General features: G+C 40.5%; 26 protein-coding genes and 1 pseudogene. 14 read left to right on the plus strand and 13 right to left on the minus strand.

Annotated features, from left to right (window positions below; all coding sequences use genetic code 11):
- Position 1 precedes the first annotated feature (1 nt).
- Entirely contained in the window at positions 2-433 is a 432-nt protein-coding gene (gene mscL, locus WA352_RS02730) for a large conductance mechanosensitive channel protein MscL (protein WP_004652374.1), read from the plus strand.
- A 46-nt stretch (positions 434-479) separates the two neighbouring features.
- Here mscL and WA352_RS02735 read toward each other — a convergent pair whose 3' ends face one another.
- Entirely contained in the window at positions 480-1166 is a 687-nt protein-coding gene (locus WA352_RS02735; RefSeq protein WP_004802894.1) for a hypothetical protein, read from the minus strand.
- Between the two features lie 221 nt (positions 1167-1387).
- Here WA352_RS02735 and WA352_RS02740 point away from each other — a divergent pair, with 221 nt between their 5' ends.
- Complete coding sequence (locus WA352_RS02740; RefSeq protein WP_336141193.1) at positions 1388-1720, plus strand: gamma-glutamylcyclotransferase family protein; 333 nt, start codon at positions 1388-1390, stop codon at positions 1718-1720.
- A gap of 61 nt (positions 1721-1781) precedes the next feature.
- Here WA352_RS02740 and WA352_RS02745 read toward each other — a convergent pair whose 3' ends face one another.
- Positions 1782-2072 (minus strand): peptidylprolyl isomerase, encoded by a 291-nt coding sequence (locus WA352_RS02745; RefSeq protein WP_004802898.1) that lies wholly within the window; start codon positions 2070-2072, stop codon positions 1782-1784.
- A gap of 30 nt (positions 2073-2102) precedes the next feature.
- Entirely contained in the window at positions 2103-2924 is an 822-nt protein-coding gene (mutM, locus tag WA352_RS02750; protein ID WP_336141194.1) for a bifunctional DNA-formamidopyrimidine glycosylase/DNA-(apurinic or apyrimidinic site) lyase, read from the minus strand.
- A 210-nt stretch (positions 2925-3134) separates the two neighbouring features.
- Between mutM and WA352_RS02755 the strand changes: the two genes are divergently transcribed.
- The gene (locus WA352_RS02755) at positions 3135-5303 is read left to right on the plus strand and encodes a TonB-dependent receptor (RefSeq protein ID WP_336141196.1); all 2169 of its coding nucleotides are present in this window, start codon (positions 3135-3137) and stop codon (positions 5301-5303) included.
- Between the two features lie 38 nt (positions 5304-5341).
- Here the strand turns inward: WA352_RS02755 and WA352_RS02760 are convergent, their stop codons facing one another.
- From WA352_RS02760 to ygfZ, 5 genes and pseudogenes are all read right to left on the minus strand, one after another.
- The gene (locus WA352_RS02760; protein ID WP_336141199.1) at positions 5342-6142 is read right to left on the minus strand and encodes a tetratricopeptide repeat protein; all 801 of its coding nucleotides are present in this window, start codon (positions 6140-6142) and stop codon (positions 5342-5344) included.
- Positions 6143-6398: 256 nt separating this feature from the next.
- Complete coding sequence (locus WA352_RS02765; RefSeq protein ID WP_336141319.1) at positions 6399-7115, minus strand: DsbC family protein; 717 nt, start codon at positions 7113-7115, stop codon at positions 6399-6401.
- An 83-nt stretch (positions 7116-7198) separates the two neighbouring features.
- Positions 7199-7518 (minus strand): annotated as a pseudogene (locus WA352_RS02770) (low molecular weight protein tyrosine phosphatase family protein).
- 4 nt (positions 7519-7522) lie between these two features.
- Complete coding sequence (locus tag WA352_RS02775) at positions 7523-7753, minus strand: hypothetical protein (protein WP_004802911.1); 231 nt, start codon at positions 7751-7753, stop codon at positions 7523-7525.
- Between the two features lie 89 nt (positions 7754-7842).
- Positions 7843-8565 (minus strand): CAF17-like 4Fe-4S cluster assembly/insertion protein YgfZ, encoded by a 723-nt coding sequence (gene ygfZ, locus WA352_RS02780; RefSeq protein ID WP_004802914.1) that lies wholly within the window; start codon positions 8563-8565, stop codon positions 7843-7845.
- A gap of 448 nt (positions 8566-9013) precedes the next feature.
- Between ygfZ and WA352_RS02785 the strand changes: the two genes are divergently transcribed.
- The 5 genes from WA352_RS02785 to WA352_RS02805 all read left to right on the plus strand — a co-directional run bounded on the left by WA352_RS02785 (position 9014) and on the right by WA352_RS02805 (position 11124).
- Entirely contained in the window at positions 9014-9466 is a 453-nt protein-coding gene (locus WA352_RS02785; protein WP_336141321.1) for an SRPBCC family protein, read from the plus strand.
- Positions 9467-9500: 34 nt separating this feature from the next.
- Positions 9501-9863 carry a DUF2004 domain-containing protein gene (locus WA352_RS02790; RefSeq protein ID WP_171550167.1) on the plus strand — a complete coding sequence of 121 codons (363 nt, stop codon included), beginning with the start codon at positions 9501-9503 and terminating at the stop codon, positions 9861-9863.
- Between the two features lie 24 nt (positions 9864-9887).
- Positions 9888-10244, plus strand: coding sequence for a DUF488 domain-containing protein (locus WA352_RS02795; RefSeq protein WP_336141204.1), 357 nt, complete (start codon positions 9888-9890; stop codon positions 10242-10244).
- Positions 10245-10295: 51 nt separating this feature from the next.
- Positions 10296-10640, plus strand: coding sequence for a zinc ribbon domain-containing protein YjdM (locus WA352_RS02800; protein ID WP_005208695.1), 345 nt, complete (start codon positions 10296-10298; stop codon positions 10638-10640).
- A gap of 148 nt (positions 10641-10788) precedes the next feature.
- Positions 10789-11124, plus strand: a complete 336-nt coding sequence (locus WA352_RS02805; RefSeq protein WP_005192866.1) for a YegP family protein — start codon at positions 10789-10791, stop codon at positions 11122-11124.
- A 56-nt stretch (positions 11125-11180) separates the two neighbouring features.
- Here WA352_RS02805 and WA352_RS02810 read toward each other — a convergent pair whose 3' ends face one another.
- Together WA352_RS02810 and WA352_RS02815 are read right to left on the minus strand one after the other, a co-directional pair.
- Positions 11181-12896 carry a proline--tRNA ligase gene (locus tag WA352_RS02810; RefSeq protein WP_336141206.1) on the minus strand — a complete coding sequence of 572 codons (1716 nt, stop codon included), beginning with the start codon at positions 12894-12896 and terminating at the stop codon, positions 11181-11183.
- Positions 12897-13093: 197 nt separating this feature from the next.
- Positions 13094-13747 carry a hypothetical protein gene (locus WA352_RS02815; protein WP_336141207.1) on the minus strand — a complete coding sequence of 218 codons (654 nt, stop codon included), beginning with the start codon at positions 13745-13747 and terminating at the stop codon, positions 13094-13096.
- Positions 13748-14026: 279 nt separating this feature from the next.
- Here WA352_RS02815 and pilG point away from each other — a divergent pair, with 279 nt between their 5' ends.
- The 6 genes from pilG to WA352_RS02845 all read left to right on the plus strand — a co-directional run bounded on the left by pilG (position 14027) and on the right by WA352_RS02845 (position 23217).
- A complete protein-coding gene (pilG, locus tag WA352_RS02820; protein ID WP_004802929.1) occupies positions 14027-14410 on the plus strand; it encodes a twitching motility response regulator PilG in 384 nt (127 codons plus the stop codon).
- A gap of 20 nt (positions 14411-14430) precedes the next feature.
- Entirely contained in the window at positions 14431-14793 is a 363-nt protein-coding gene (locus WA352_RS02825) for a response regulator (protein WP_004652355.1), read from the plus strand.
- A gap of 40 nt (positions 14794-14833) precedes the next feature.
- Entirely contained in the window at positions 14834-15370 is a 537-nt protein-coding gene (locus WA352_RS02830; protein ID WP_005206065.1) for a chemotaxis protein CheW, read from the plus strand.
- A 46-nt stretch (positions 15371-15416) separates the two neighbouring features.
- Positions 15417-17501, plus strand: a complete 2085-nt coding sequence (locus tag WA352_RS02835) for a methyl-accepting chemotaxis protein (RefSeq protein ID WP_005322576.1) — start codon at positions 15417-15419, stop codon at positions 17499-17501.
- 153 nt (positions 17502-17654) lie between these two features.
- Positions 17655-22748, plus strand: a complete 5094-nt coding sequence (locus WA352_RS02840) for an Hpt domain-containing protein (RefSeq protein ID WP_336141210.1) — start codon at positions 17655-17657, stop codon at positions 22746-22748.
- 13 nt (positions 22749-22761) lie between these two features.
- The gene (locus tag WA352_RS02845; RefSeq protein ID WP_005206060.1) at positions 22762-23217 is read left to right on the plus strand and encodes a hypothetical protein; all 456 of its coding nucleotides are present in this window, start codon (positions 22762-22764) and stop codon (positions 23215-23217) included.
- A gap of 50 nt (positions 23218-23267) precedes the next feature.
- On the opposite strand, the gene dapE is transcribed toward WA352_RS02845, so the two are convergent.
- The 3 genes from dapE to WA352_RS02860 form a co-directional block, all read right to left on the minus strand.
- On the minus strand, positions 23268-24401 hold the full coding sequence (dapE, locus tag WA352_RS02850) for a succinyl-diaminopimelate desuccinylase (RefSeq protein WP_336141213.1): 1134 nt from the start codon (positions 24399-24401) through the stop codon (positions 23268-23270).
- A 123-nt stretch (positions 24402-24524) separates the two neighbouring features.
- Positions 24525-24668, minus strand: coding sequence for an entericidin A/B family lipoprotein (locus WA352_RS02855; protein WP_016541456.1), 144 nt, complete (start codon positions 24666-24668; stop codon positions 24525-24527).
- Positions 24669-24789: 121 nt separating this feature from the next.
- The gene (locus tag WA352_RS02860) at positions 24790-25647 is read right to left on the minus strand and encodes a DUF1853 family protein (protein WP_336141215.1); all 858 of its coding nucleotides are present in this window, start codon (positions 25645-25647) and stop codon (positions 24790-24792) included.
- Positions 25648-25722 lie beyond the last annotated feature (75 nt).

A 25722-nucleotide genomic window follows, 5' to 3' on the forward strand; every position in this document is an offset into this window, starting at 1 on the left:
GATGAGTATTATTAAAGAATTTAAAGAATTTGCCATCAAAGGCAATATGATGGATTTAGCGATTGGTGTCATCATTGGTGGTGCTTTCGGTAAAATCATTGATTCATTAGTGAAAGATATCGTGATGCCGGTGATTTCATGGATCTTGGGTGGTGATGTGGATTACACCAACTGGTTCCTTATCCTCGGCGACAACCCGAACAATGTGACAACCCTGAAAGCTGCACAGGATGCAGGACTGAATGTATTTGCTTATGGTAGCTTCTTAACCATTCTGATTAACTTCTTGTTATTGGCATGGGTTGTATTCTTGTTGGTGAAAGTGATGAACCGTATCCGCAAACAAGAAGAAGCTGCACCTGAGCCTGAAGCAACACCGGAAGATGTTCAATTGTTACGTGAAATTCGTGATGAGTTGAAGAAACAAGGTTAAGTCATCTTGTAAAAAACGGCATCTAAGATGCCGTTTTTTGCGTAGATTAGAAAGTAACCTCGAAAATATGGGCTTCGGAAATTTCTAAAAATAATGAAAACTGATTGGATGGAAAAGTAACTTTTAAAGCGATGCGAATATCGTGGAAGTGCGGAAATAGCTTTTCTAAGTTATCTGTTACTCTAGAAGTATTTTTAAAAATGGTATCCCTTTTCAGTTGATTTTCGATGTCGAACAAATCATCGAATCTTTTAAAAGGAATTGTGATACTAGTTAGATCATCTTGATGTTGCTGGATGATATTAGCTAAGAAATCATCAAGATCATCAAAGAAAACACAAGTATTTGGCTGGAAAATAAACCAAGAAGGGAGATGTAAATCTCCAAATATCAAATCATCAGTTAGAAATTTAGGTTCATGAAATTGACTTTCTCCTTGATTAAATAAGAAAAAATATTCATTTTTTCCATATTTATCATTCCAATCAGAAAGACCTAATACAAAACTTAAATCAGCGTATTTCTTACTAAAAGCTAATAAATGTTTGTCATAATCATACCATTTTGCTTCTTGTTTGGTTTGACCATCTAACGTAATAGCCTCCATCATTTCTTTGAATGGATCTATAAGCGGATCGTCAAATAGGCTTTGAATGATTTGTTGTTTTTCTCTAACGAGAACAATATTTCTCCCCCTTAGAACCCCTAAACGATACTTGCTATATATCCCCATTATATTTTCCTCAATTTTAAGTCAGTTTATTAGATTAAAAATAAATTCATTTAACTAAAATTTATTAATATTCATAATTTTAGTTAGAAAAATATGATTTCTTTTATAGCAAGAAGCATAGCAAAAATAAAATCGCTAGTGTAAGCCTTGACCACTAAATTTCATTTTAAACGTTATTTCATGGCGTGCTAAAATCTAAAAAATTCTTAAAAGGAATCGTCGTGAATCGACTATTTGTTTACGGCACCCTGTGCCCAAATCGAGAAAATGCCCATATTTTGGGGGAAATCGGGGGGGACTGGCAGCAGGCTTCGGTGCATGGCACCATTCATATTCTGGATTGGGGACCAGATCAAGGTTTGCCTGCAATGGTGCTGAATGAAGCAGATCCTTTGGTTGAGGGCTATCTATTTAGTACGGATAAGTTAGAACAGAATTGGCAAATGTTGGATGATTTTGAAGGGATACAATATCAACGTGTAAAGGTTCAGGTTAAGTTGTTTGAGGGCGGTACAACATTGGCATGGACTTATGTGATGAAGCCTCAGGATTAAAAGGTTTATTCACAGAACAGGCTGTTGAGCTTAAATCAGAATTTAAGCTCAAACCCAGCGATTATCTCAAACCATCCATACGGAATTTGACTTCGACTAGATGAAAGCCAAACTGGCTTTTAATCGGACCATGTAAAATACGCTCTGCTGCGCTAAAGACCAGTTTATCGATCACAGGGACCAACTGACCTTTTTTGACTTCACCAAGTTCACCACCACGTTTTGCTGAATTACAAGTTGAATATTGCTTGGCAACTTTGCTGAAATCCGCACCCGACTGAATCCGTTTTTTTAGCTGCTCAGCCAAGTCTTTGTCTTTAACTAGAATATGTCGAACAATCGCAGTTTGCATGCTGTGTTCTCCTTTGTACATTTCATAAGCTTACGCTTTTTTTAACTTCAGTGGCTGGCATTGTGGGCAGAATACACTGGCACGCTGACCTAATTTCATGTTTTCTAATGTGGTTTCACAATTCACGCACATTTCACCAGCACGCCCATAGGCCAAAAGCGTCTGCTGAAAATAACCATTTTCACCCATCGCATTGCTATAGTCACGTAAGGTTGAGCCACCTAAGTCAATCGCCTGTTTTAAGATGCGTTTAACCTCAATGACCAACTTTTCCACTTGTGTTTTGCTCAGCGTCGAAGCAGGTTGTGCTGGATGAACCCCGATGTTGAATAAACTTTCAGTCGCATAAATATTGCCGACACCAACCACCACATGGTTATCCATCAAAGCAATTTTAATGCCGACATTCTTTTTACTCAGCTTTCCGTGTAAATAAGCTGCGTTAAAGTCTTCACTGAGTGGTTCAGGACCAAGCGTGTCGATTAATTTACTTTGATTCTGTTGGTCTAACCACAAAATACAGCCGAAGCGTCGTGGATCATGGTAGCGAAGTTGCAGATCTTCAAAATCAATCACCAGATGGTCATGCTTTCTGAGTGCTTCATTGGGTTCACATAGACGAAAGCTACCAGACATGCCCAGATGCCAGAGCATATGGTCTTGTTCAAATTCAGCTAAAATATATTTCGAGCGACGTTTAAGTTGAATCAAACGTTGTCCAACTAGCTTATTGAGATCGTTTGGAATCGGCCAGCGTAAACTTGCATTTAAGACGTTGACTGCTTGAACACGTTGTTGCAACAGCGGCAGCAGGCTGGTTTTGGTGGTTTCAACTTCAGGAAGTTCGGGCATAGAAAGCTCAAGTTGTTTCAACAACAATACAATGAGGGCAAATGTTTCACTTACAATTATGATGGTATTTAATTTTATTTACCAATGCCGATCAGTAACCAGATTATTGATGATTTTGGCTAAAGTTAATGATGTAAGACAAATATAAAATAATCAGATGCTTACTTTTAAAAATCATCCTTTCGAAATTTTGAGAAATAAGGAATCTTCATGCCTTCACTGAAAATTAACCTTTTATACGGTTGCGTCGCAATGTGTATGGGGGCGGGTAGTAGCGTTGTCTGGGCAGCTGAATCAGATGCGGATCAAGCGGTGCAGCTTCCAACGATCAAAGTTGAAGCGACACGAACCAATACCACATATATGCAAACCCCTGCATCGATCTTTAGAGTGGATATGCCTCAAAATGATCAATCTGCGCAGGTGAACTTAACCGAAGTGGTGAAAGGGATTCCAAGTGTTCAATTACGCAATCGCGAAAATTACGCGCAAGATTTGCAGCTCTCGATGCGTGGTTTTGGTGCGCGTTCTACCTTTGGTGTGCGCGGGATCCGTTTATATACCGATGGTATTCCAGCAACGATGCCAGATGGTCAAGGTCAAACCTCAAATATTGATTTGGGTAGCTTGAGCCATCTTGAAGTTTTAACGGGGCCATTTTCATCACTATATGGCAACTCATCAGGTGGGGCGATCTTGGCGACGACCAAAGAAGGTCAGGGCAAAGATTCGATTGAGATGAGTTATGCGGGTGGCAGTCATAACAAGAATCGTGCAGGGCTGGTACTACAGGGGGGGGCAAAAAATCAAAATGAACCGAGCTATATCATCAGTTCCTCGTATTTTGATACCGATGGCTATCGAGACCACAGCAGTGCAGAAAAAGTCTTAAATAATGCGAAACTGACGTGGAACTTGGATGATGGTAGTAAAATTAATTGGATCACCAACTATGTCAAGATTCATGCCGATGATCCACAAGGCTTAAATCGAACTCAATGGCAGCAAAATCCGCGTCAGGTGAATGATGCGAATAATGAATATAACGTTCGTAAAGACATTGAGCAAACGCAAACGGGTGTGACTTGGTCTAAACCGATTAATGATCAACATGAGTTGTATGCCATGGCGTATTTTGGCAATCGTCAGGTGACTCAATATCAATCAATTCCCCAATCCGCGCAAAAAAATCCTAATCATGCGGGTGGTGTGATTGATTTTGAACGCAATTATTATGGTGCTGATTTCCGTTGGACAGGTAAAGAACTATTGCCGAATACAAGCTTCAGCGCAGGGCTTGCGGTTGATAGCATGGATGAAGATCGTAAAGGGTATGAGAACTTTAATCTCATTAATGGTTCGCCATCTTATGGGGTGAAAGGCACATTGCGTCGCGATGAAGACAATTCCTTGTGGAACGTTGATCCCTATTTACAAGCCTCTTGGCAGTTTTTACCGACTTGGCGTTTAGATACTGGTGTGCGTTATAGCAATGTGCATTATAAATCTAAGGATCATTATTTAAGCAATGGTAATGATAGTGATAAAACGGATTATAACAAGGTGTTACCATCGGCTGCCTTAAGCTGGCAAATTACACCTGAGTTATTGGCTTATGCCAGCTACGCCAAAGGCTTTGAAACCCCAACCTTTACTGAAATGGCTTATCAAGCAGATAAGGATAAATCTGGATTTAACTTTGATCTCAAACCATCAAGCAGCGATAACTATGAACTTGGCTTAAAATCACAAAATCCGCTAGGTGATTTCACCTTGGCTGTTTTCCAAAGTAAAACCAAAGATGATATTGTTTCAGCAGGCACTTCAAATGGACGTGCGACCTTTCGGAATGCTGATAAAACCTTGCGCCAAGGGGGTGAGTTGGCATGGAATAAAAAGCTCTGGAAAGACTTAGAAATGAATGCCAGTTATGGTTATTTGGATGCCAAATTCGATGCTGATATTCCAGTGAAATTGGATGAAAAAGGGGCGGTACTTGCTGTTGGTATTCCATCTGGTAATAGAATTCCGGGGATTGCCAAGAACCAAGCTTTTATGAGTATTGCATGGCAACCAGAACAGGGTTTCTATGCTGGTGTAGATGCGCAGTATATGGATAAAGTTTATGTCAATGATATCAATAGTGACGCAGCGCCAAGTTACACCGTTGCTTCAGTCTATACGGGATATGTTTGGAAATATGCAGATTGGGGCATTAATGGCTTTGCCCGAGTAGATAACCTATTTGATAAAAATTATGTTGGTTCGGTCATTATTAACGATAGTAGTGGAAATCAAAAACCTCAAGATGGCCGATATTATGAACCTGCAGATGGGCGTAACTGGAGTGCTGGAATTAAAGTGAGTAAACAGTTCTAAGTGAAAAGAGCAGCATTTATTATGCTGCTCTTTGTTTTCTACTTTTTAGTTGCTGCTTTTTTTGCTGCCATTGCTTCTTCAACCTTGGCTAAAGATTCTTTCGCATTGGGATAGTTTGCTTCAGCTAAACGAGAGAAAATATTTTTTGCCTGCTCTAAATCTTGATCGATAATATTGCCGTTGGCGAGCATGTTACCCAAAATCATTAGAGATGGCGCATAGTTTTTCTTGGCAAGATCTTTCAAGCTTTCAACAGCTTGTTGTTGCATGAAAGGGTTTTTATTCTTTACGCCAATGCCAAGATCATATACTGCTTTTAAATTCTTCGCTGGATAATAGTCCTTTCGCAGTAAAGGGAGCAACCTCTGAATGGCAATTTGGTCATATTCAGGTTTTCCTTGTCTGAATAATAAATCAGCAAACTCAACAGTTGCTTCATCTGAGCCTTGAGTCGAGGCCTTATCTAAATACTCTTTATATTTTTGCGGATTATGTGTTAAGCCAAGCGTACTTTTATGGTAGGCCTGCGCTAGGACATAGCTTGCTGGTCCATAGCCTTTATTAGATGCCTCTTGGTAATACTGCAACGCTTTTTTATCATCTTTTACTGTACCTTGGCCAAGTTGAGTCATATAACCAAGATTATAGACAGCTTGCTTATTTCCTGTTGTGGCTAAGCGTTGCATTTCTTGGAAGGCAGCAGGGTAATCCTTTGCTTCATAAAGTTGAGTCGCTTTAGTAAATGCAGGATCAGGTTTAATCGTTGACGTTTTAGGGGCAGCTGCGAATGTTGCATGGCTTGCAATCGTCATTAAACTTGCGATAAGCAATTTTTTCATGTTTATTTTTTCCTTTCATGTTGATCTGCTTTCATCCTTTGCATAGCAGAACTCAATATGCTGTTCCCATCATAAAAGCTTGCTGAAAAATGTAAATATGGATTTTGTATAAATCGTAGCAAAGGAGAAAAGTGATATTGATCTTATTTTTTATTAAATTAATTAAAATCAGTTAATTGGAATTAATTTTAAAAGAATGGCTTGTGAGTCATTTGTGGCAAAATGGTCAACAAGCCTTCATATTTTATCTTTATTTTTAGCGACTGGCTTCTTGTAAAAGTTGCTCAATCTGTTCAGCATTTTGCGGGCTACCTGAAAGTCGCATACCATTTTGCAAGAATAAGGTTGGTGTCCCATCGATTTGTAATTTTTGACCTAAGGCTAGATTTTTCTGTATTGGAGTCTCGCACTGTGCAGCATTTTTAGGTGCTTTGCGGTGCAGCATATAGTCTTCCCAAGCTTCATACTGATTTTTCGAGCACCAAATTTTATTCGCAATCGTTTCTGCTTGAGGATGTAGTCTTTTAAGCGGGAACAAGAACAGATACACGGTGACATTATCAACCGAAGTCATATGTTGCTCAAGCTTTTGGCAATAAGGGCAATCAGGGTCGCTAAAGACATAGAGGATACGTTCCCCATTACCTTTTACATATTTGATGGCCTGATCGAGTGGCAGCTGTTTAACATCAATTTTACCAAATTCAGCCAAGCGCTCTTCGGTTAGGTTTTTCTTATTTTTGACATCGAGGAGGTTACCAAAAAATAGGTATTTGGCTGTTTCATCAGTATAGATAATTTTACCTGCGGCATAGACTTCATAAATACCCGGTAAAGGAGAGGGACTGACTGATTTGACTGGAATATCAGGATAATTCTGTTTGAAGTTTCGTTCCAGTGTTTTGCTATCTGCATGCAGGCTTTGTACGCTGAGAAGGCTCAGACTGAGTACAGATAACCATGTTTTGATCATTATTTTCATGATAAATCGGTTGTATTGGGAATAGGTGAACAATAACCTTCATTTCGATTCTCGACAAGAACGATCGTTAAACTTTATTTCAAATAAGGCTGCATTGCCAATTGCAGCAATTCGATTAGTTCAGCATCCATATAGTGATAGTCATCGGGAATATCGAGCACAAACACTTTCTTATGTATAAGCTGTTTGGAAAACTGTTGTTTGATTTGCTGTTTATGTCGAGATTCCATCACAAAAATTTGCTCGGCCAAGCGATATCTTTGAGTGAAATTGTATGTTTGGCGTGGCGGCTGGTTCCCGCTGAACGGGTATGTAGACCATACCCTTGAGCGAAAATACGTTCGGCTGTAGGACTGCGCCATTGATTGCGACTGCAAATGAAAAGAGTGTTCAGTATGTTAAATCCAAGAGTTGAAATGGGCTTCACGTAAATATTTTGCTTTGGAAATTCGAGGATATTCAATTCTTAATTGCTTGGCACGTGCAAGTTTATCTTGTCGTGTATACAGATATTTCCATTGTTTAGGTGGCTTCCAACATAGAGAACTATGCCTACAGTCTCGACCACGAAATAGAAATTTTTGTTTACGTCGCCACGCTCGATTACGTTGTTGTGATACATCATCCATATTAAAAAACTCATGAGTCGATCGGGTTCAGCAGCCGCGATAACACATGAGTTTTTAATATAAAATCAAAGCCTGATTTTTACAAGTATTTAGCTTGGTCTTGCTACATCACCATTAAGCGTTTCTGGTAAATCCAAAACAGTTACACCGAGTTCTTCTAAAGCAGCGGGTTTCGCAATCACCAGTGCTAAATAGTCTTCTTCATACGCAATACTATTGACTACTTCAACATCTTTATTGAGTTGAGTTGCAGAGGTAGGAAGATCACCTTTGGCTTGGATTAAATGAAGCCAGTGCTTTGGTTTAGCTTTAAACCAAAGACGTGCCACAATTTCCTGACCAAGGTAACAGCCTTTATCGAAATGCACACCATCACGTTGATGTAAACGTAATTCTTGAGGTTGGAACAAATGTTCCGTTGTTTGGGTAATCCAAGCCTGTCCAGACTGGATTGCCTGAACTTGCCAAGTATCGATATCTGTCGTTGTTGCAGAAAACTCGGTTTGTGTGCCGACAACTGTTGGATAAACTGTTCCAACTTCTTCTAGCTTCATTTTAGAAAAAGCACCAAACTTTTTAATATGCTTAGAAAACTCTTCAGCCTGATCCTGAGTGGTCACAAGCTCAAAACTTTCTGGATTTAATCTTTTAATCCATAAACCAAAATGAATACGTCCTTTTAAGTCACAAATAGCAGTATAGCGACTTTCATTTTCAGGCAAGCGTTCTACATGAACCGTCACTTGACCTTGTAAAAATTTTTGTGCATCGACACCATTTAAACTAAAAGCAGTAAAACCAAGCTGACTCATAGATCAATCCTAAATCTGCGTTCTGATTACTAGGGGCTGTTGACCTTTCAGCTATGCATTGTGTTATCGGCTAAAACGACATAAACAAGACATGAAACGATGGCAATGGTGATTCCTTGTCAAATTTCATAACGCAGTTTATGGAGGTTTTAGCCATAACCCCGTGGGACAGGGCCATTTTTTGTCGCTACTGCGTTATGTCTTGCTTACTTAGAGATACTAAGTTTCGCAAAACATGCCTTGTATCGTCTAAAAAAAGGCCACTGTCACAAGCATCTGTGAAATGTCAACAGACCCTAAATATGGATTGTTATTTTGCGCCATTTTTCACAAAAAAGCAGCTTGAGATTCTCGATATTCGTGTTCAAATGAGCGATTGAAGGCATAGCTTTTGTACAATAAATCGCTATGATGAATCGATCCAACAGAATAATAGTGATATTGGAGAATAATAATGACAGGCACAGTTCGATTACATCGCGTATTTAATGCGCCACCTGCACGTGTGTATAACGCATTTCTTGATCCTGATGCATTGGTTAAATGGCTGCCACCGCATGGATTTACCGCAAAAGTTCATCATTTAGATCCACGACAAGGTGGAACTTATAAAATGTCATTTACCAATTTTTCAACGGGGAGCTCGCATTCCTTTGGTGGAACCTATGTTGAACTGGTACCCAATGAGCTTCTGCGTTATACCGATCGTTTTGATGATCCGAATTTACCAGGTGACATTCAAGTCACAATTCAATTGAAGCAAGTATTGGTCGGTACAGAAATACAGATTACACAAGAGGGAATCCCTGATGTGATTCCTGTAGAGGCATGTTATCTGGGTTGGCAAGAATCACTTTATTTATTGAGCTTATTGGTGCAAGCAGACATACCAGATCAATAAGGAAAACAGTTTAAATCTTAAATACAGAGTTTTGATGATCATTACATCGGGGGATGCTATGTCAGAACAAGCGATTGTTGAACGCCGTGAACAACTTGCGCGTATCGCCATGCGTGAAGCTTTGGAAAATCAACAAGCCGAAGATAGTGTGGAATTGTTTATTCAGCACCATCTGGAGGAAGTGGAGCCAGCATATTGGAAAAAGCATTTTGCAACGTCAACGCCATCACCTATACAGGTGTTAGAGTTTTTGGTGCTTACTCATCAGTGGCAAGATGAGGATTTAGACAGTTATGATATGCTGGATTTTACCTTACCAGACGAAATTACCAACTATGTGATTTGTGTGAGCTTTGATTCCAAAGGGCAGGTCATAGATATTTCAATGGAAAGTTGAACGGGTAAGGTGCTGGAGAGTCATGTGCAAATCGAGATCAAACGTATTTATGATCCTGTAGAACCAACCGATGGGCAGCGTGTACTGGTTGACCGTTTGTGGCCAAGAGGAATTTCTAAAGAGCGTGCGCATTTGGATGTTTGGCTCAAGGAAATTGCACCTTCTACAGAATTGCGGCAGGCCTTTTGTCATAAGGCTGAGCACTGGCTCAGCTTTCAAGAAGGGTATTATCAGGAATTAAGTGATAATCCACATGTGAATGAACTTAGAGAAATGGCAAAGCAACAGCAATTGACGCTGATTTATGCAGCTAAAGATCCTGGGTTGAATCATGCTTTGGTACTTAAAAATTATTTACTTGGCAAAGCGATTCAAGCCTAAATTTTGAAAAACTGCGTCTATCCATCATAATAGTCGTTTTGAGTTTCTTTTATGTCTTTTCCAAATTGCCCACAATGCCAATCAGAATATACTTACCAAGATGGCGACTTATTGATTTGTCCTGAATGTTCACATGAATGGAAAGAAGGGGAAGCATCAGCTTCAGAATTGCAAGACATTATTAAAGATGCCAACGGTAATGTATTGGCTGATGGTGATAGCGTTACGGTTGTTAAAGATTTAAAAATTAAAGGTTCATCATCTGTCGTTAAAGTGGGAACGAAGGTAAAAAGTATTCGTTTGGTTCCAGATGCCAGCGATGGTCATAACATTGATTGTAAAATTGATGGTGTGGGTGCCATGAAATTAAAATCTGAATTTGTGAAAAAAGTTTAAATTCTTATTAAGGAGCATGAAAATGCTCCTTTTTTATTCATTACATAAATTACCAAAAATGAACAAAAAATAATCTTCTTAAACGATGAGAGCTGATCTATATTGGATGAGATAACAATCAATACTAACTCCAAAAATAGAGGTCCTTATGGCAGGATGGTTCGAAGTAAGTCAAGCGAGTGATGGGCAATATCGTTTTGTATTAAAAGCAGGAAATGGTGAGCCAATTTTAAATAGTGAATTATATAAAACCAAAGCAGCTGCGCAGAATGGAATTGCATCTGTACAAAAAAATAGTCCAGATGATGCACGTTATGAGCGATTAACGTCTAAGAATGATAAACCTTATTTTAATTTAAAAGCTGCTAACCATCAGGTGATTGGTACCAGTCAACTGTATTCAAATGAACAATCGCGTGATAAAGGCATTGAGTCTGTTAAAAATAATGGACCATCAGAAACCATTAAAGATTTGACTGTTTAAATCAGTAATAAAAAAGCCGTTTCAATGAAACGGCTTTTTTACAGATAGAATTGAGATTAGCGAACAAATTTTGCTAATAATTCTTCTTTATTGAGGTTAGTCGCTTCAGCATCACGACGGCCTTTATATTCAAAAGTACCTGCATCCAAGCCTTTCTCACCGATCACGATACGGTGTGGAATACCCATCAACTCAAGGTCAGAGAATTTCACGCCTGGGCGTTCGTTACGATCATCTAATAATACGTCATAGCCTTGTGCTTGTAATTCAGCATAGAGTGCTTCAGCTGCTTCAAGCGTACGTGGTGATTTATGCGCGTTCATTGGCACAATTGCAACTTCAAAAGGTGCAATCGCTTGTGGCCAGATTATACCTTTATCATCGAAGTTTTGTTCGATCGCAGCAGCGACAACACGTGTTACACCAATTCCGTAACAACCCATGGTGACGGTAAATGGTTTGCCATCTTCACCTAAGACTTTACAGCCCAAAGCTTCAGAATACTTTGTACCGAGTTGGAAAATATGACCAACTTCAATACCACGTCTAATTTGGATCGTACCTTTACCATCTGGAGAAGGGTCGCCTTCAACCACATTACGTAGGTCAAACACTTCTGTAAATTTCGCATCGCGGTCCCAGTTTACACCCGTTGCATGCTTATCGACTTCATTTGCACCTGCTACAAAATCGGATAAGACCGAGGCAGCACGATCCACAATCACAGTTAAGCCTTTTTCAAGCAAACCTTGCGGACCGCAGAAACCAGCTGTTAGGCCGTGTTGTTGCAATTGTTCTTCAGTTGCAAATGCCAAAGGCGCAGCAATCAATGGATGCTTTTCAGCTTTAATATCATTGAGCTCATGGTCGCCACGGAGGAACAATGCAACAACTGGTGTATTGCCTTTGTCGTCAGTTGGACCTTGTACCAGCAATGCTTTAACAGACTGTTTGGCATCAGCATTTAAGAACTGGCAAACATCAGCAATGGTTTTTTGATTTGGTGTATCAACTAAGGTTAATGCTTGAGTTGCTGCAGCACGTTCACCAACTAAAAGCGCTTCTGCCATTTCAACGTTTGCGGCAAAGTCAGACTCTGTCGAGAAAGCGATGTCATCTTCACCACTTGATGCAAGTACATGGAATTCATGCGATGCAGAACCACCAATTGAACCTGTATCTGCTTGTACTGGACGGAAATCCAAGCCTAAGCGTGTAAAGATACGGCTATAGGTGTCATACATGACATCATAGGTTTCTTGTAATGATGCTTGGTCAGCATGGAAAGAATAAGCATCTTTCATGATGAATTCACGCGAGCGCATCACACCAAAACGTGGACGAATTTCGTCACGAAATTTGGTTTGAATTTGATAAAAATTCAATGGTAGTTGCTTATAGCTTTTTAGCTCGTTACGCGCCAAGTCTGTAATCACTTCTTCGTGAGTCGGGCCTAGCACGAATGGGTTGTCATGACGATCTTTAAAACGTAATAACTCTGGGCCGTATTGTTCAAAACGACCTGATTCTTCCCAAAGCGCAGCAGGTTGTGTAACCGGCATGAATACTTCTAATGCGCCTGAACGATTCATTTCTTCACGAACAATCGCATCCACTTTCTTTAAAACGCGCGTTCCCATGGGCAACCAAGAGTATAAGCCAGAAGCTAATTTACGAATCATCCCCGCACGTAACATGAGCTGGTGAGAAATCACTTCAGCATCATTTGGGGTTTCTCTTAACGTTGCAAATAAAAAGCGGCTTGCGCGCATGGAAACTGTCCTAAAGTTAAGTGTTATTTAAAAAGTGCTATAAAATGAGCAAAAATAATGGGCTCAGTTTTGAGCAATGGGCATTATGACATGAAACATTCAATTTCGCGCAGTATATAGCACTGGCATATGGTTAAATATTGAAATTGTTTAAAAATTAATATCGTGGGGGGAGGGATTTATACAAGATTTCGAGCTTAAGTCGAGCCGAGTGCATTTAAGCGATTGATAATATCGCTATATTCAACTTCAGTCTTGTGATAGGCATTACGTAGGCTTTCAACGGTTTTTTTGACGTTTTCGATATTTTGAGCATTATTTTCTAGATTGCTTTTAAGCTGGGCAGGCAGCATTTCACCTTTGCGGTGATATTCCATTTCTTGGCGTTTGAAACCAATCTTATCCTTTTGTAATTGCTGTAACTGTTCTTGCTGATAATTCAGCTGTTTTTTGAGGTTTGCTAAAATTTGATCGCGTTTTGCCGCTGCGATTTGTGGACTGCCATAGGCGCGTTTGAGCCTTAAATCCTGTTCACGACGGCGTGCGAGAGACTCGCGTTGGGCTGATTGCTGAACATCGGCAGCGGCATTATAAGCACGATTACGTTTGATCACTTGCATATTACGATCAAGTGCTTCATAACCATGTCGGATGTGTTCTGGCGTGACAGAGGTACTGACATTGGCAACACCATTTTTGTCATAATAACGATACCAAACAGGTTTAACCTGTTCAGTTGCTGCAAAAGTGGAATTGTTGACAAATAGCAATAGGAAAAAACAACAAATGTAACTACGAGTAATCGTTGTAAAGTGACGAATGCGGAAACCGCACTTTAACGAACCAGTCATTACATTCCCCGTAAAAAAGTTAATTAAATCACTTATTTTTAAATAATAATCAGTTGTATATTAGTGCTAATTTAGACATTTAAAAATAGTTATTCAGCAAAAAAATTAGGAATTTAATCAAAAGTGTGAACTGTTTGTGATTGTTAAGCGAAACTGATAGGTTGGTTCAAAAAACTTCATTGATAATGCAAGTAAAGATATGTTAAAAATATCAACTAATCTGTATAAAACAAATTAAACCAACCATAGTTTGTATTGAGTATTGGGGCAGGACAATAAATGGACGATAAATTTCAAAATTTAAAGGTGATGGTAATTGACGATTCAAAAACGATTCGCCGTACAGCTGAGACCTTATTACAACGTGAAGGTTGTGAAGTGATCACTGCGGTTGATGGCTTTGAAGCATTGTCAAAAATTGCAGAAGCCAATCCAGATATCGTTTTTGTAGACATTATGATGCCTCGTTTAGACGGTTATCAAACCTGTGCATTAATCAAAAACTCTCTAAATTATCAAAATATTCCAGTAATTATGTTGTCAAGCAAAGACGGTTTGTTTGATCAAGCGAAAGGGCGTGTTGTGGGGTCGGATGAATATTTAACCAAGCCATTCAGTAAAGATGAATTGTTAAATGCGATTCGCAACCACGTTAGCGCATAAAATTTAAGATTGAGGAAAAAATGGCTCGTATACTTATTGTAGATGATTCACCTACTGAAACATTTCGCTTTAGAGAAATTTTGACGAAGCACGGTTATGACGTTATTGAAGCGACCAATGGTGCTGATGGGGTCACTATGGCTCAAGCAGAATTGCCTGACTTGGTATTGATGGATGTGGTGATGCCAGGGATGAATGGCTTTCAAGCAACACGCCAGATTAGTAAGGGCAAAGACACACAGCATATTCCTGTTGTAATCGTGAGTACCAAAGATCAGGCGACAGACCGTGTATGGGGTAAACGTCAAGGGGCTTGTGATTATTTGACTAAGCCGATTGATGAACAGCAGCTTATTGATGTAATTAAACAATTATTAAGTTAATTTTTTGCTCAAGATGAGCCTTCTCAATACGGGATAGGGTATGGCAGCAAATGGATTTATCGAATTGCTTCGTTTATCCAAGCGAGGCAATAAACAATACACTTCAACTCAAAATGAAGTCAGCCGTTGGTCTGGTATCGCATTTGAGATGTTAGGGCAATATTTTGTTGCGCCTTTAGGGGAAATTTCGGAGGTGATTTATCCTCCGAAATATACACCAGTACCAAATACTCAGGCGTGGGTACGTGGTTTGGCCAATATTCGTGGACGACTACTTTCAGTTTCTGATTTAACACATTTTATTTCAGGGCAACGAAGTCAGTTTTCCCCAACGCAAAAAGTGATTTGTATTAGCCATCAAGACCATTATGTGGGGTTGGTCGTCGATCAGGTTTTGGGGATTCAACACTTTAATAAAAAGAGTTTTTTCTCTCAAAATAATGAGCTGGATAATAAATTGAAAGATTATTGCCAAGGTCACTTCCACCAACATAATCAACAATGGCATGTGTTTTTATTGAGTCGGTTGCTCAGCAATCCACAATACATGAACGCATCAATAAAATTTATAAACTAATTTATACGCTACGGAACATAAACGCGTATTCAGGGGAGAAGCTGATATGGGCTTTAAACTTAAAAAAAAGAACGGCAATGGCGATAGTGCAGGGCTGAAAAAAGGTGGTGCGTTTTTAGATAATATTAAAGCGCAACTTGACCAGTTTTCACGCTTATTCGGTGAAACAGAGAAATCGAAACCGATTATCTATCGTGCTTTAATTGCTTTGGCCCTTGCAGTTATCCTCTTAATTTACTTATTCGTGAGTGTTCCGCGTTCGAACCAGTTGACCCGTAGTTTGGGTGAATTGCGTTTGTTATCGCAAACGATTTCGCGTCAAGCAACTGAAGCAACTGCATCTGGTACGCCAGAAGCGATGAAAAAACTAGTCGAGTCAGAGAAGCAGTTTGCTGAAAACCTAGACACTGTTGAGAGTGTGTACGGTAAAGGATCTGATGAGTACAAGAAGGTGAGTGGTCTTTGGGATACTGTTGCCAAGAATATTGACCTGATTGCATCGCAACAAAAAGTTATTAACCAGCTTTACGATACCAACATCTCGATCAGTGAAACCATTCCTGAAATTCAGGCGGAATATAACTTGATGGTCGACCAGATGGTTCGTGAAAACATGCCGAGTAGTCAGGTAATTATCACCAAAAACCAAGTGTTCATTGCAGAACGTATTTTACGTTCGATCAACTCGGTATTGGTCGGTACGGACAACTCAAACGTTTCAGCGAATGACTTTGGTGCCGATATTGATACCTTTGGTGTGTATTTAAATGCACAGTTAAATGGTAGCTCAGAGCTTGGTGTAGACCGCATCAGTTCAGCAGCATTGCGCGAATCTGTAGACAGCATTAAATCTGATTATGATGCCGTATTGAAATCTGCGGCAGCAACGGTATTGCAAAACGCCAACCAGATTGTTCGTGTACGTCAGGCATCTTCACAAATTTTCTCTCAGTCCGATGCACTCTTAACTTCACTCAATGATTTATCAAATAAAGCTGAAGGCGGTTGGGATAACGTTGTTGCAGGTATTGTACTGATTGGCGCTTTGGGTTTACTTGTATTCTCAGCATTACAATTACTTGCATTACGTAGTAATACCGATAAAGAACGTGTAACACGTCTACAAGATGAATATGACCGTAACCAAAACGCGATTTTACGTTTACTGGATGAGATCGCCGACTTAGCGGATGGTGATTTACGCTCTTACGCAACAGTATCGGAAGACTTTACGGGGGCGATTGCCGACTCGATTAACTTCGCGATTGACCAGTTACGTGACCTTGTATCTCGAATTACCGATACCTCGCAAGAAGTTGCACGTTATACCCAAGATACCCAGAGCATTACTAACCAGTTAGCAGAAGCTTCTGAACATCAGGCGCAAGAAATTGCAGGTGCATCAGCGGCGATGAACGAAATGGCACTGTCAATTGACCAAGTATCTGCCAACGCTTCTGAATCTGCTGACGTAGCACAACGCTCGGTACAAATTGCAACCAATGGTGCGCAAGTGGTAAACCGTTCGATCGAAGGTATGGATCATATTCGTGAACAGATTCAAGAGACTTCAAAACGTATTAAACGTTTGGGTGAATCTTCTCAAGAGATTGGTAACATTGTCTCGTTGATTAACGATATTGCCGACCAAACCAACATCTTGGCATTAAACGCAGCGATCCAAGCATCGATGGCGGGTGAAGCAGGTCGTGGTTTCGCGGTCGTAGCCGATGAAGTACAGCGTCTTGCAGAACGATCTGCATCAGCAACCAAGCAGATTGAAAGCTTAGTAAAAACCATTCAAACGGATACCAACGAAGCCGTAATTTCGATGGAACAAACCACGTCGGAAGTTGTACGTGGTGCGAACTTGGCAAAAGATGCGGGGATTGCACTGGATGAGATTCAAACGGTATCGGGCGACTTAGCAAAACTGATTGAAAGCATTTCGGATGCAGCAAAACTTCAGTCTGCATCTGCCAGTCATATTGCAACTACGATGAATGTCGTACAGGAAATTACTTCACAAACAACAACTGCAACGTTTGATACAGCGCGCTCAGTTTCTGAGTTGGCAAACATGGCTGAATCATTACGTGAATCGGTAACTGACTTTAAGTTACCTGAGTAAACCGAATTGGAAAGGCAGATGGGGGTGTCTGTCTTTCCATTTTTAGAGATGTTGGATATCTCAACAAGGTGATGGCGAAATGTAACTACATCTTGTGTGATAGATAGACGTAATTTTTACCCACGTTGGTGGATAAAAACGAAAGAAGCAGCTATGAAACAAATATTAAAAACGTTAGTTGAAACGATGACGCTTCCTGAAGACAGTTATCTTGAACAAGATGCAGAGATTCTTGAAATTTTTATTGAAGAATTAGATGAGATCTTTGTTGAGTTAGAACCATTATTAGTTCAATGGACGGAACAACCACATCAGCAAGATGTGCTCACCGATATTCGTCGCCATTTCCATACGCTGAAAGGCTCTGGAAGAATGGTGGGGGCGAAGTCGTCTGGAGAGTTGGCGTGGACGGTTGAAGATACTTTAAATCGTGTGATTGCGGGTACGATTAGCTTAAATACCGATATCCAACACTATATACAAGCAGTTTTCAATCTCTACCGTTTTAAACTGATTCATGATTTTAAAGCAGTTCAAAGTCATCTGATCGACTTCAGACCACTGGTTTTATTGGGACAACAATTACAACAACAGCAAAGTCCTGAGCCAGCATTGGCCGAGTTATTTAGGCTTGCTACTGATCTGACACATGATGATGTCGTGACGGGTCTTGAATGGGCAGATGTCGAAGCAGTTGAAGAAACAGTTTCTGAAACTATCGCAGTCGAATCTCTTTCAGCTGAGACAACAGTTCATACCGATGATGAGGTTCTTGCGAAGGAAACTTTGGCCATCTTCTTGGAAGAAGCGGAAGAGCATCTTGCCACGATTGATCAATTCTTGGTGAATGATCGTCCAAGTAATGATCACTATAATACGCTGATTCGAGCATTACATACCTTACGTGGTAGCTCTGCCATGGCGCAGGTTGATCATGTGTTTGAAGCCAGCTCAAAAGTTGAGAATTTGTTTAAAACATTATTACAAGAAGAGCTGGATTCAAGCTCAGATGAAACGGCTCTGTTGACACATTATGCTCAATTTGTACGTGATTATTTACACACTTTGAAACAGCAAGCTCCACAGCAGAAATTTGATGAAATCTACCAGACCTTCAATGTTGCTTGGGATAGCTACGATTTCCAACTTGAAGAAAAGAATGGGAACACCGTTCGACCACAAGGTTTAGTCTCTGAGTTACTTGAACTCAATATTAATGATCTCTTAGACGTTGAGTTTGATTTTGAAAAACGTGCACGTCATGAGTTCCCGAAATATATTCAGTTACTCAGCCAGCAAGCTGAAACCTTGTTACAGCATACTCATCACCATGCAACCATTGGCATGTATCAATACACCAGTCAGTTGCGTTCTAGCTATCAAGATATTCTCTTTAAACCAAGTCTACTTAATCTTGATTATGCATTTGAGCTTTATCATCAAGTTCATCAACAGTTTATCCAACTGTTTGATACTTTGGCTGCAGGACAGCGTGTTACCTTAAGCAAAGCGCATGAGCTTGTTTTAAATGAATTAAGTTCCTTCACTCAACAAAATGTTGAGTCTCTAGAAACACCTGTTGTTGAGATGACTGAGGCAGTTGAAGAGACAAATACAGTCGAACTCCAACAGGCAACTACGCCTGTTATTGCCAGCACTGATTTAGCCGCTCAGTTTGCTTTAGATAAGCAGCAGTTACAGTCAGATGAAGCGAATCGAGATTTTGACCCTGACGTATTGGATATCTTCCTTGAAGAAGCCGACGAATTACTGGGTGGGATTGATACTGACCTGAATACATGGGCTGCGGATCATCAAAACGTCAATGCCTTAAAGAATCTGATGCGCTATTTGCACACCTTAAAAGGTGGTTCAAATATGATTCAAGCGCGTCATATTGGTTTGATTGCGCATGAATTAGAAACCATCTATGAGAAGTTGATCAACCAACAGATTCAAGCAACGCCACAGTTGATTACTGCGATTCGTTCAGTGCAAGATGATATTGCTGATCGTATTCAAACCATTCGTGATCAGCAGATAGATTATCCATCGACACACACTTTGATTGTATTGGCCGATTTGTCGAAAACAGCTGCTGTGGCAGATCCAGTTGAAACTGAATCGGTACCAGCAACACTGCAAGACCCTTCAGCTGTAATTGATGATGTTGCTGAGTCATCAGATTCAATTATGACGGTTGCGCCAGTCCAAACTGAATTTGTGTCAGCAACGATTGATGTCACCACATTCGCTGCTCAGTTGGCTCTGGATAAGCAACAGTTACAATCAAGTGATGCAAACCGCGACTTTGATCCTGACTTGTTGGATATCTTCCTTGAAGAAGCAGATGAGTTGATGGGTGGGATTGATGCTGATCTAATTACATGGACTGCCGATCACCAAAATATTAATGCTTTAAAGAACTTGATGCGTTATTTGCACACCTTAAAAGGTGGTTCAAATATGATTCAAGCACGTCATATTGGTTTGATTGCGCATGAGTTGGAAACGATTTATGAAAAACTGATCAACCAACAGATTCAGGCAACACCACAACTGATTGCGATCATTCGTTTAGTCCAAGACGATATTGCAGATCGTATTCAAACCATTCGCGATCAGCAAACAGATTATCCATCAACGCATGTGGTACAACTACTGCAACAGGCCGATCAAGCGGTTGCTCCTGCAACGTTTGAAACAGCTGTTGAGGATACGCCTGTAGATGAAGTCAATGAAACTGAGCGTGTTGATACTCAGGCAGACGTACTTGAACTTGTTGAGGCTGAAGCTGAAATTAACGTACAGCCAATAGCACTTGAAGAGCAAACCAGCAGTGTTGAAGTTGAAGAGGAAGTGCTGGAAGATACTTCAGCAGCTCAAACGGTTGAGACAGAGACCGCGTCAGCAGATGACGATGTTCGCTCTCTGGTTGAACAAACTTTCCTTGAAGAAGCGGAAGAGTTAATAGAGCAGGCACAAGGCTTATTAAAACAATGGTTTGATCAACGCGGTAACCGTAGTTTACTGTTGCAGTTACAGCGTAATGCCCACAGTCTTAAAGGTGGTGCACGTATGGCAGAAATGGATGCGATTGCCATTATTGCCTACCACTTAGAAAATGCATTTGAGCAATTTGGTGTGCATCATTTCAACTCGAATGTGTATGACAATCTACTCAACACTGCATTTGCGTGGCTTGAGGATGCGATCTCTAAACGCCAATATGCAAACTTTGATGGCTTAAAACAAAGCTTGGAGAAGATGGAATTTGTCGATGTTTCGGCACAACTTCCACAGAAACTCTCTGCCAAAGACATCTTTACGCCTGAATATACGATGGAGTTTGTTCAAGGGGATGGCACTGAGCCGCCGTCAATGCTAGGTGAATGGGAAACCGCTGAACGCATTGAACAGAATAATGAAATGATCCGTGTTTCTGCTGACGTCATCGAGAAGATGATTGATTTGTCAGGGGAGAATGCGATCAACCGTTCACGTATCGAGATGGACTTAGGTCAATTGGGCGGTACCTTGACGGAAATGGAACTTGCAATCAAACGTTTGGCGGATCAGTTACGCCGAATGGAAGGCGAGTTGGAAAGTCAAATCATTGCACGACATGGTGGTGAAAACTCGCGTTATGCCGACTTTGACCCACTGGAAATGGACCAATATTCATCGCTGAATCAATTGTCTAAATCCTTGGCCGAGTCAGCATCGGATTTGGTTGATTTCAAAACTACGCTGTCTGAAAAGATTCGTGATACCGAAGGTTTGCTGTTACAACAGTCACGTATTCAAGCAGAAATCCAAGAAAGCTTGATGCGTACTCGCTTGGTACCATTCTCTCGTTTATTGCCGCGTTTGCAACGTATTGTGCGTCAAACAGCATCGACCTTAAACCGCCCAACAGAACTAGTGGTAAATAACACTGAAGGTGAATTAGACCGCAGTATTCTTGAACGTTTGGTTGCGCCGTTTGAACATATGTTACGTAACGCGATTGACCACGGCATTGAAGACCGAGAACAGCGTCTACAAGCACAAAAGCCAGAGACTGGACATATTGTGCTGAACATTGGTCGTCAAGGTACAGATGTAGTGGTGACCTTTAGTGATGATGGTAAAGGGATTGATGTTAACCGCATTAAAGAGAAAGCTTTACAAACAGGTTTAATGACCAAAGACCAAAAGCTTGATCAGGAAGAAATTCTACAATTTATCTTCCATCCAGGCTTTAGTACCGCGGCTCAAGTCACTCAAATTTCTGGGCGTGGTGTAGGTCTGGACGTTGTACAAAGTGATATTAAAGCCTTAGGTGGTCACGTCAGTGTCGATTCAAGCTTAGGTCAGGGCACCACCTTTACCATTCGTGTACCAACTACCGTGGCGGTGAGCGATGCCTTGATGGTAAAAGCAGGTGATCAACAGTTCGCGTTCCCATTGGCACAGATCGATCGTATTGTACGTATCTCACCAATGGCCTTAGAGCAATACTTTGATAGTCAAGAAGACTACTTCAGTATTGACCAAGAACGCTATCGTTTACGTTATTTGTCGGAGTTTGTTGCTGGGCAACCAATTCCACGTTTAAGTGGGGTAGTGCATTCCTTACCTGTGCTGTTGATTAAAGGGGCTCAAGGTCAGACCACGGCATTACTGGTTGATCAGTTGATTGGCTCGCGTGGACAGATTGTGGTCAAACCAGTGGGACAACAGTTCTCCAGTATTGGTGTGATTGCAGGTGCAACGATTCTAGGTGATGGTCAGGTTTGTTTGATCTTGGACGGTCAAAATATTGCGCGACAAGCGCAATCAACTGCACGTAGTAAGCAGGCGGATGAGACCTATACCAAGCAGCGTTATGACGAACGTCGCTTGATTATGATTGTCGATGACTCGGTGACGGTACGTAAGGTGACTTCACGTCTATTAGAGCGTCAAGGCTATGATGTTGTAACCGCGAAAGATGGTGTCGATGCAATTGAACAGCTTGAGACGGTTAAGCCAGATCTGATGTTGTTGGATATCGAGATGCCACGTATGGATGGTTTCGAGGTTTCGAACCTGGTACGACACCATGAAATTCACCGTGACTTGCCAATTATCATGATTACATCACGTACCGGTGAGAAGCATCGTGAACGTGCATTATCGCTCGGTGTAAACCAGTATATGGGTAAACCATTCCAAGAAGAGGCGCTCTTGGAAAATATTGAAAGCTTACTTGCGGTGCGCTAAGAGGTGAAAAATAATGGCTAAGAAAAGCGCAAACTCAGCACTGGGACAGATTGACCAGCAAGAGTTACAACATTTAATTACGGTCTCAACCGGATTTATTGATGCATATATTATCCAATGTCATCAAAAAGTACCGATGCTATTACCACAAAATATTGTGTTATCAGCAATGGATACCCAAACCAATGTTGATCATATCGAATGGCATGATCTAAAACTTCCAGTCTATGCTGTGAATGATCCGAAGCAGAAACAAGGGGTTGCATTGGTGATTGAAGGGGATGACGTTTCTGAACGATTTGCTTTGGTCTGCGATGAAATGCCTGAATCGATTCGTGTGCGTATTTCAGAGATTGTGGATGAAGAGCGCGAAACCGATGACGACAAAGTCTTTAAATATGTAAAAATGGGAGAACATGAATTCTATGTTCCTCATCTGCAAAATATACAAACCCAGCTCGGGTTGTAATAAAAAAGGAACTCATTTGAGTTCCTTTTTTATTGATCTGTTTTTATTTTTTAGGCAAGCAGCTCGATTAAAATCTGTTCATAGATTTCAGCCAATGGTTCAAGCTCAGCCACATTGACATGCTCATTAATCTGATGGATGGTTGCATTCAACACACCCAGTTCAAGTACTTGTGCACCTGTAGGGGCAATAAAGCGACCATCTGAAGTTCCGCCACTGGTTGAAAGTACCGTATCAATGCCTGTAACATTTTTAATCGCTGTTTTTGCAGCATTCACCAACTCACCAACAGGCGTAAGGAAAGGCAAACCCGATAAAGTCCACTGAATATCATAATTCAATTGATGCTTATCTAAGGTCTCAAGTACACGTTGTTTTAAGATGTCCGCAGTCACTTCGGTTGAATAACGGAAGTTAAAGGTTACTTTTAAGGTACCAGGAATGACGTTGGTTGCGCCAGTACCTGCTTGGATATTTGAAATTTGGAATGAGGTTGCAGGGAAGTATTCATTGCCATTGTCCCAAACGGTTTCACAAAGCTCATTCAGTGCTTTAGACGCAGAATGAATTGGGTTCTCAGCGAGATGTGGATAGGCAACATGACCTTGCTTACCATGAACAGTCAGTACAGCATTTAGAGAGCCACGACGGCCATTCTTGACGATATCGCCCAGTTGATTTGTGCTTGATGGTTCGCCAACTAAGCACCACGTCATTTTTTCATTACGCGCTTCTAATGTTTCAACGACTTTAACTGTACCGTTAATTGATGGACCTTCTTCGTCAGAGGTGATCAGATAGGCGATTGAGCCTTTATGATTTGGATGTTTTGCGACAAAACGTTCAGATGCAACCACCATTGCAGCCAAAGCGGTCTTCATGTCTGCAGAACCACGACCATATAATTTACCATCGCGAATACTTGGTAGAAATGGATCTGAATTCCATGCGTCTAAATGGCCAGTTGGTACCACATCGGTATGTCCTGCAAAACAGAATACTGGATTTTCAGTACCGCGGCGCGCCCATAAATTATCAACATCTTCAAAACGCATGTTTTCGATATTAAAGCCAATCTTCGATAAGCGTTCAGCCATGATGTTTTGGCAATCATGGTCAACAGGTGTGACAGAAGGTTGGCGAAGGAGTTGTAAACTAAGTTCAAGCGTATCGGAATGGTTCATGCGAGATGTAGCTAAATCTGGTGAAATGTGAACCGATATAATAGGGGAATATGCAGCAGAAAGGTATGGGAAAATAAACCTTATCTAGGTTTAGATAAGGTTTTGGTAAGTTGCTTTCAGGGATTACATTTTATCTTGTGTTTTCTCCGCAGTTTGTGTGACTTTATCACCTGCCTTAGACACATCTTTACCAATACCTTTAAATGTATTACAGCCAGTTAAAACAAAAGCAGTCATGATTGAAGCAACTAAAATTTTTTTCATCATCGTCTCCATTTCAATTTAATTATGATGTACTTAAGAGGCTAAAAAAGTTAACAGAAAATGACCATGTGGGTTTGATGGTAGATATGTTATAAAATGTTAATTTGTAGAATAATAATTCACTTTATTTGATAAATAAAAGTGAAGGTTGGCGAAACATATAATAAGAAGGCGTTGGCTGATCCTGATAATACAAACCATTGCTCCACCAGACTGCAGTTTGTGATGAAGGCTCTAAATCAGGGCAGAGCCATTCATGTCGTTGTAGGCGGTAATAAGGCGTTTGTGGGATCTGGGTTCCCCAATGCCCTAAACGTCGTGATGCATTGATCCAAGACGGTAGATTTAAGTTATTTTGCTCTTGGGGTAGATAGAGTTGGCCTTTCATCACTGCAAACTTTCGTTGAATTTGATACTGATTGGCTTCTGAAAACTGAAATTGACGTTCAGTAAAATGTTTTAACTTTCGCTGCAAGGTATCTTCTAGGTTTAGGCCATACCATTGCGCTAAATCTAATTCATTTTCACCCAGGTAATATTTTAGTGCTACTTCCCAATGTTCAATTTCATTTGTTCGTGTATTGAGTACAACAAAATCGAGTTCACCTAAGGTGACTGCACCTGCAATTTTTTGAATACTATGTCCCAACAGTTGGTAGGGATGATAGTCATCATCCAATAACCAGAACCAGAGTAAATTCTCAAAACGCAAACCGAGACGGGTACTTTTGAGTTGTGCCAAAAAATCAATCAGTGGCTGAGGCTGTTGATCCAGCTGCTTTAATCGCTGTTCATAGTTTTGATAATGAGTGTGCCAAATCGAATCGTGATGAAGCTCAAAATGATGTTTTACATTAAGCTCATTAGGAATTTGAGCCAATATACTCGGGCTGGCAATACAAAATGCTAAATGTCGTACGATTGGGTTATTAAACTGTAACCACGGTTCAAAATAACTGGAAGTGGTAATCAGGTTAGGCATGAATTAACTCAATCATTGAAATAATAAGTGAAGTTTAAGAAAGAACGATAAAAACACTTTATACTAGCACGGTTG

The sequence above is a fragment of the Acinetobacter sp. 102 genome, from assembly GCF_037028485.1.
GTDB classification, from domain to species: domain Bacteria; phylum Pseudomonadota; class Gammaproteobacteria; order Pseudomonadales; family Moraxellaceae; genus Acinetobacter; species Acinetobacter higginsii.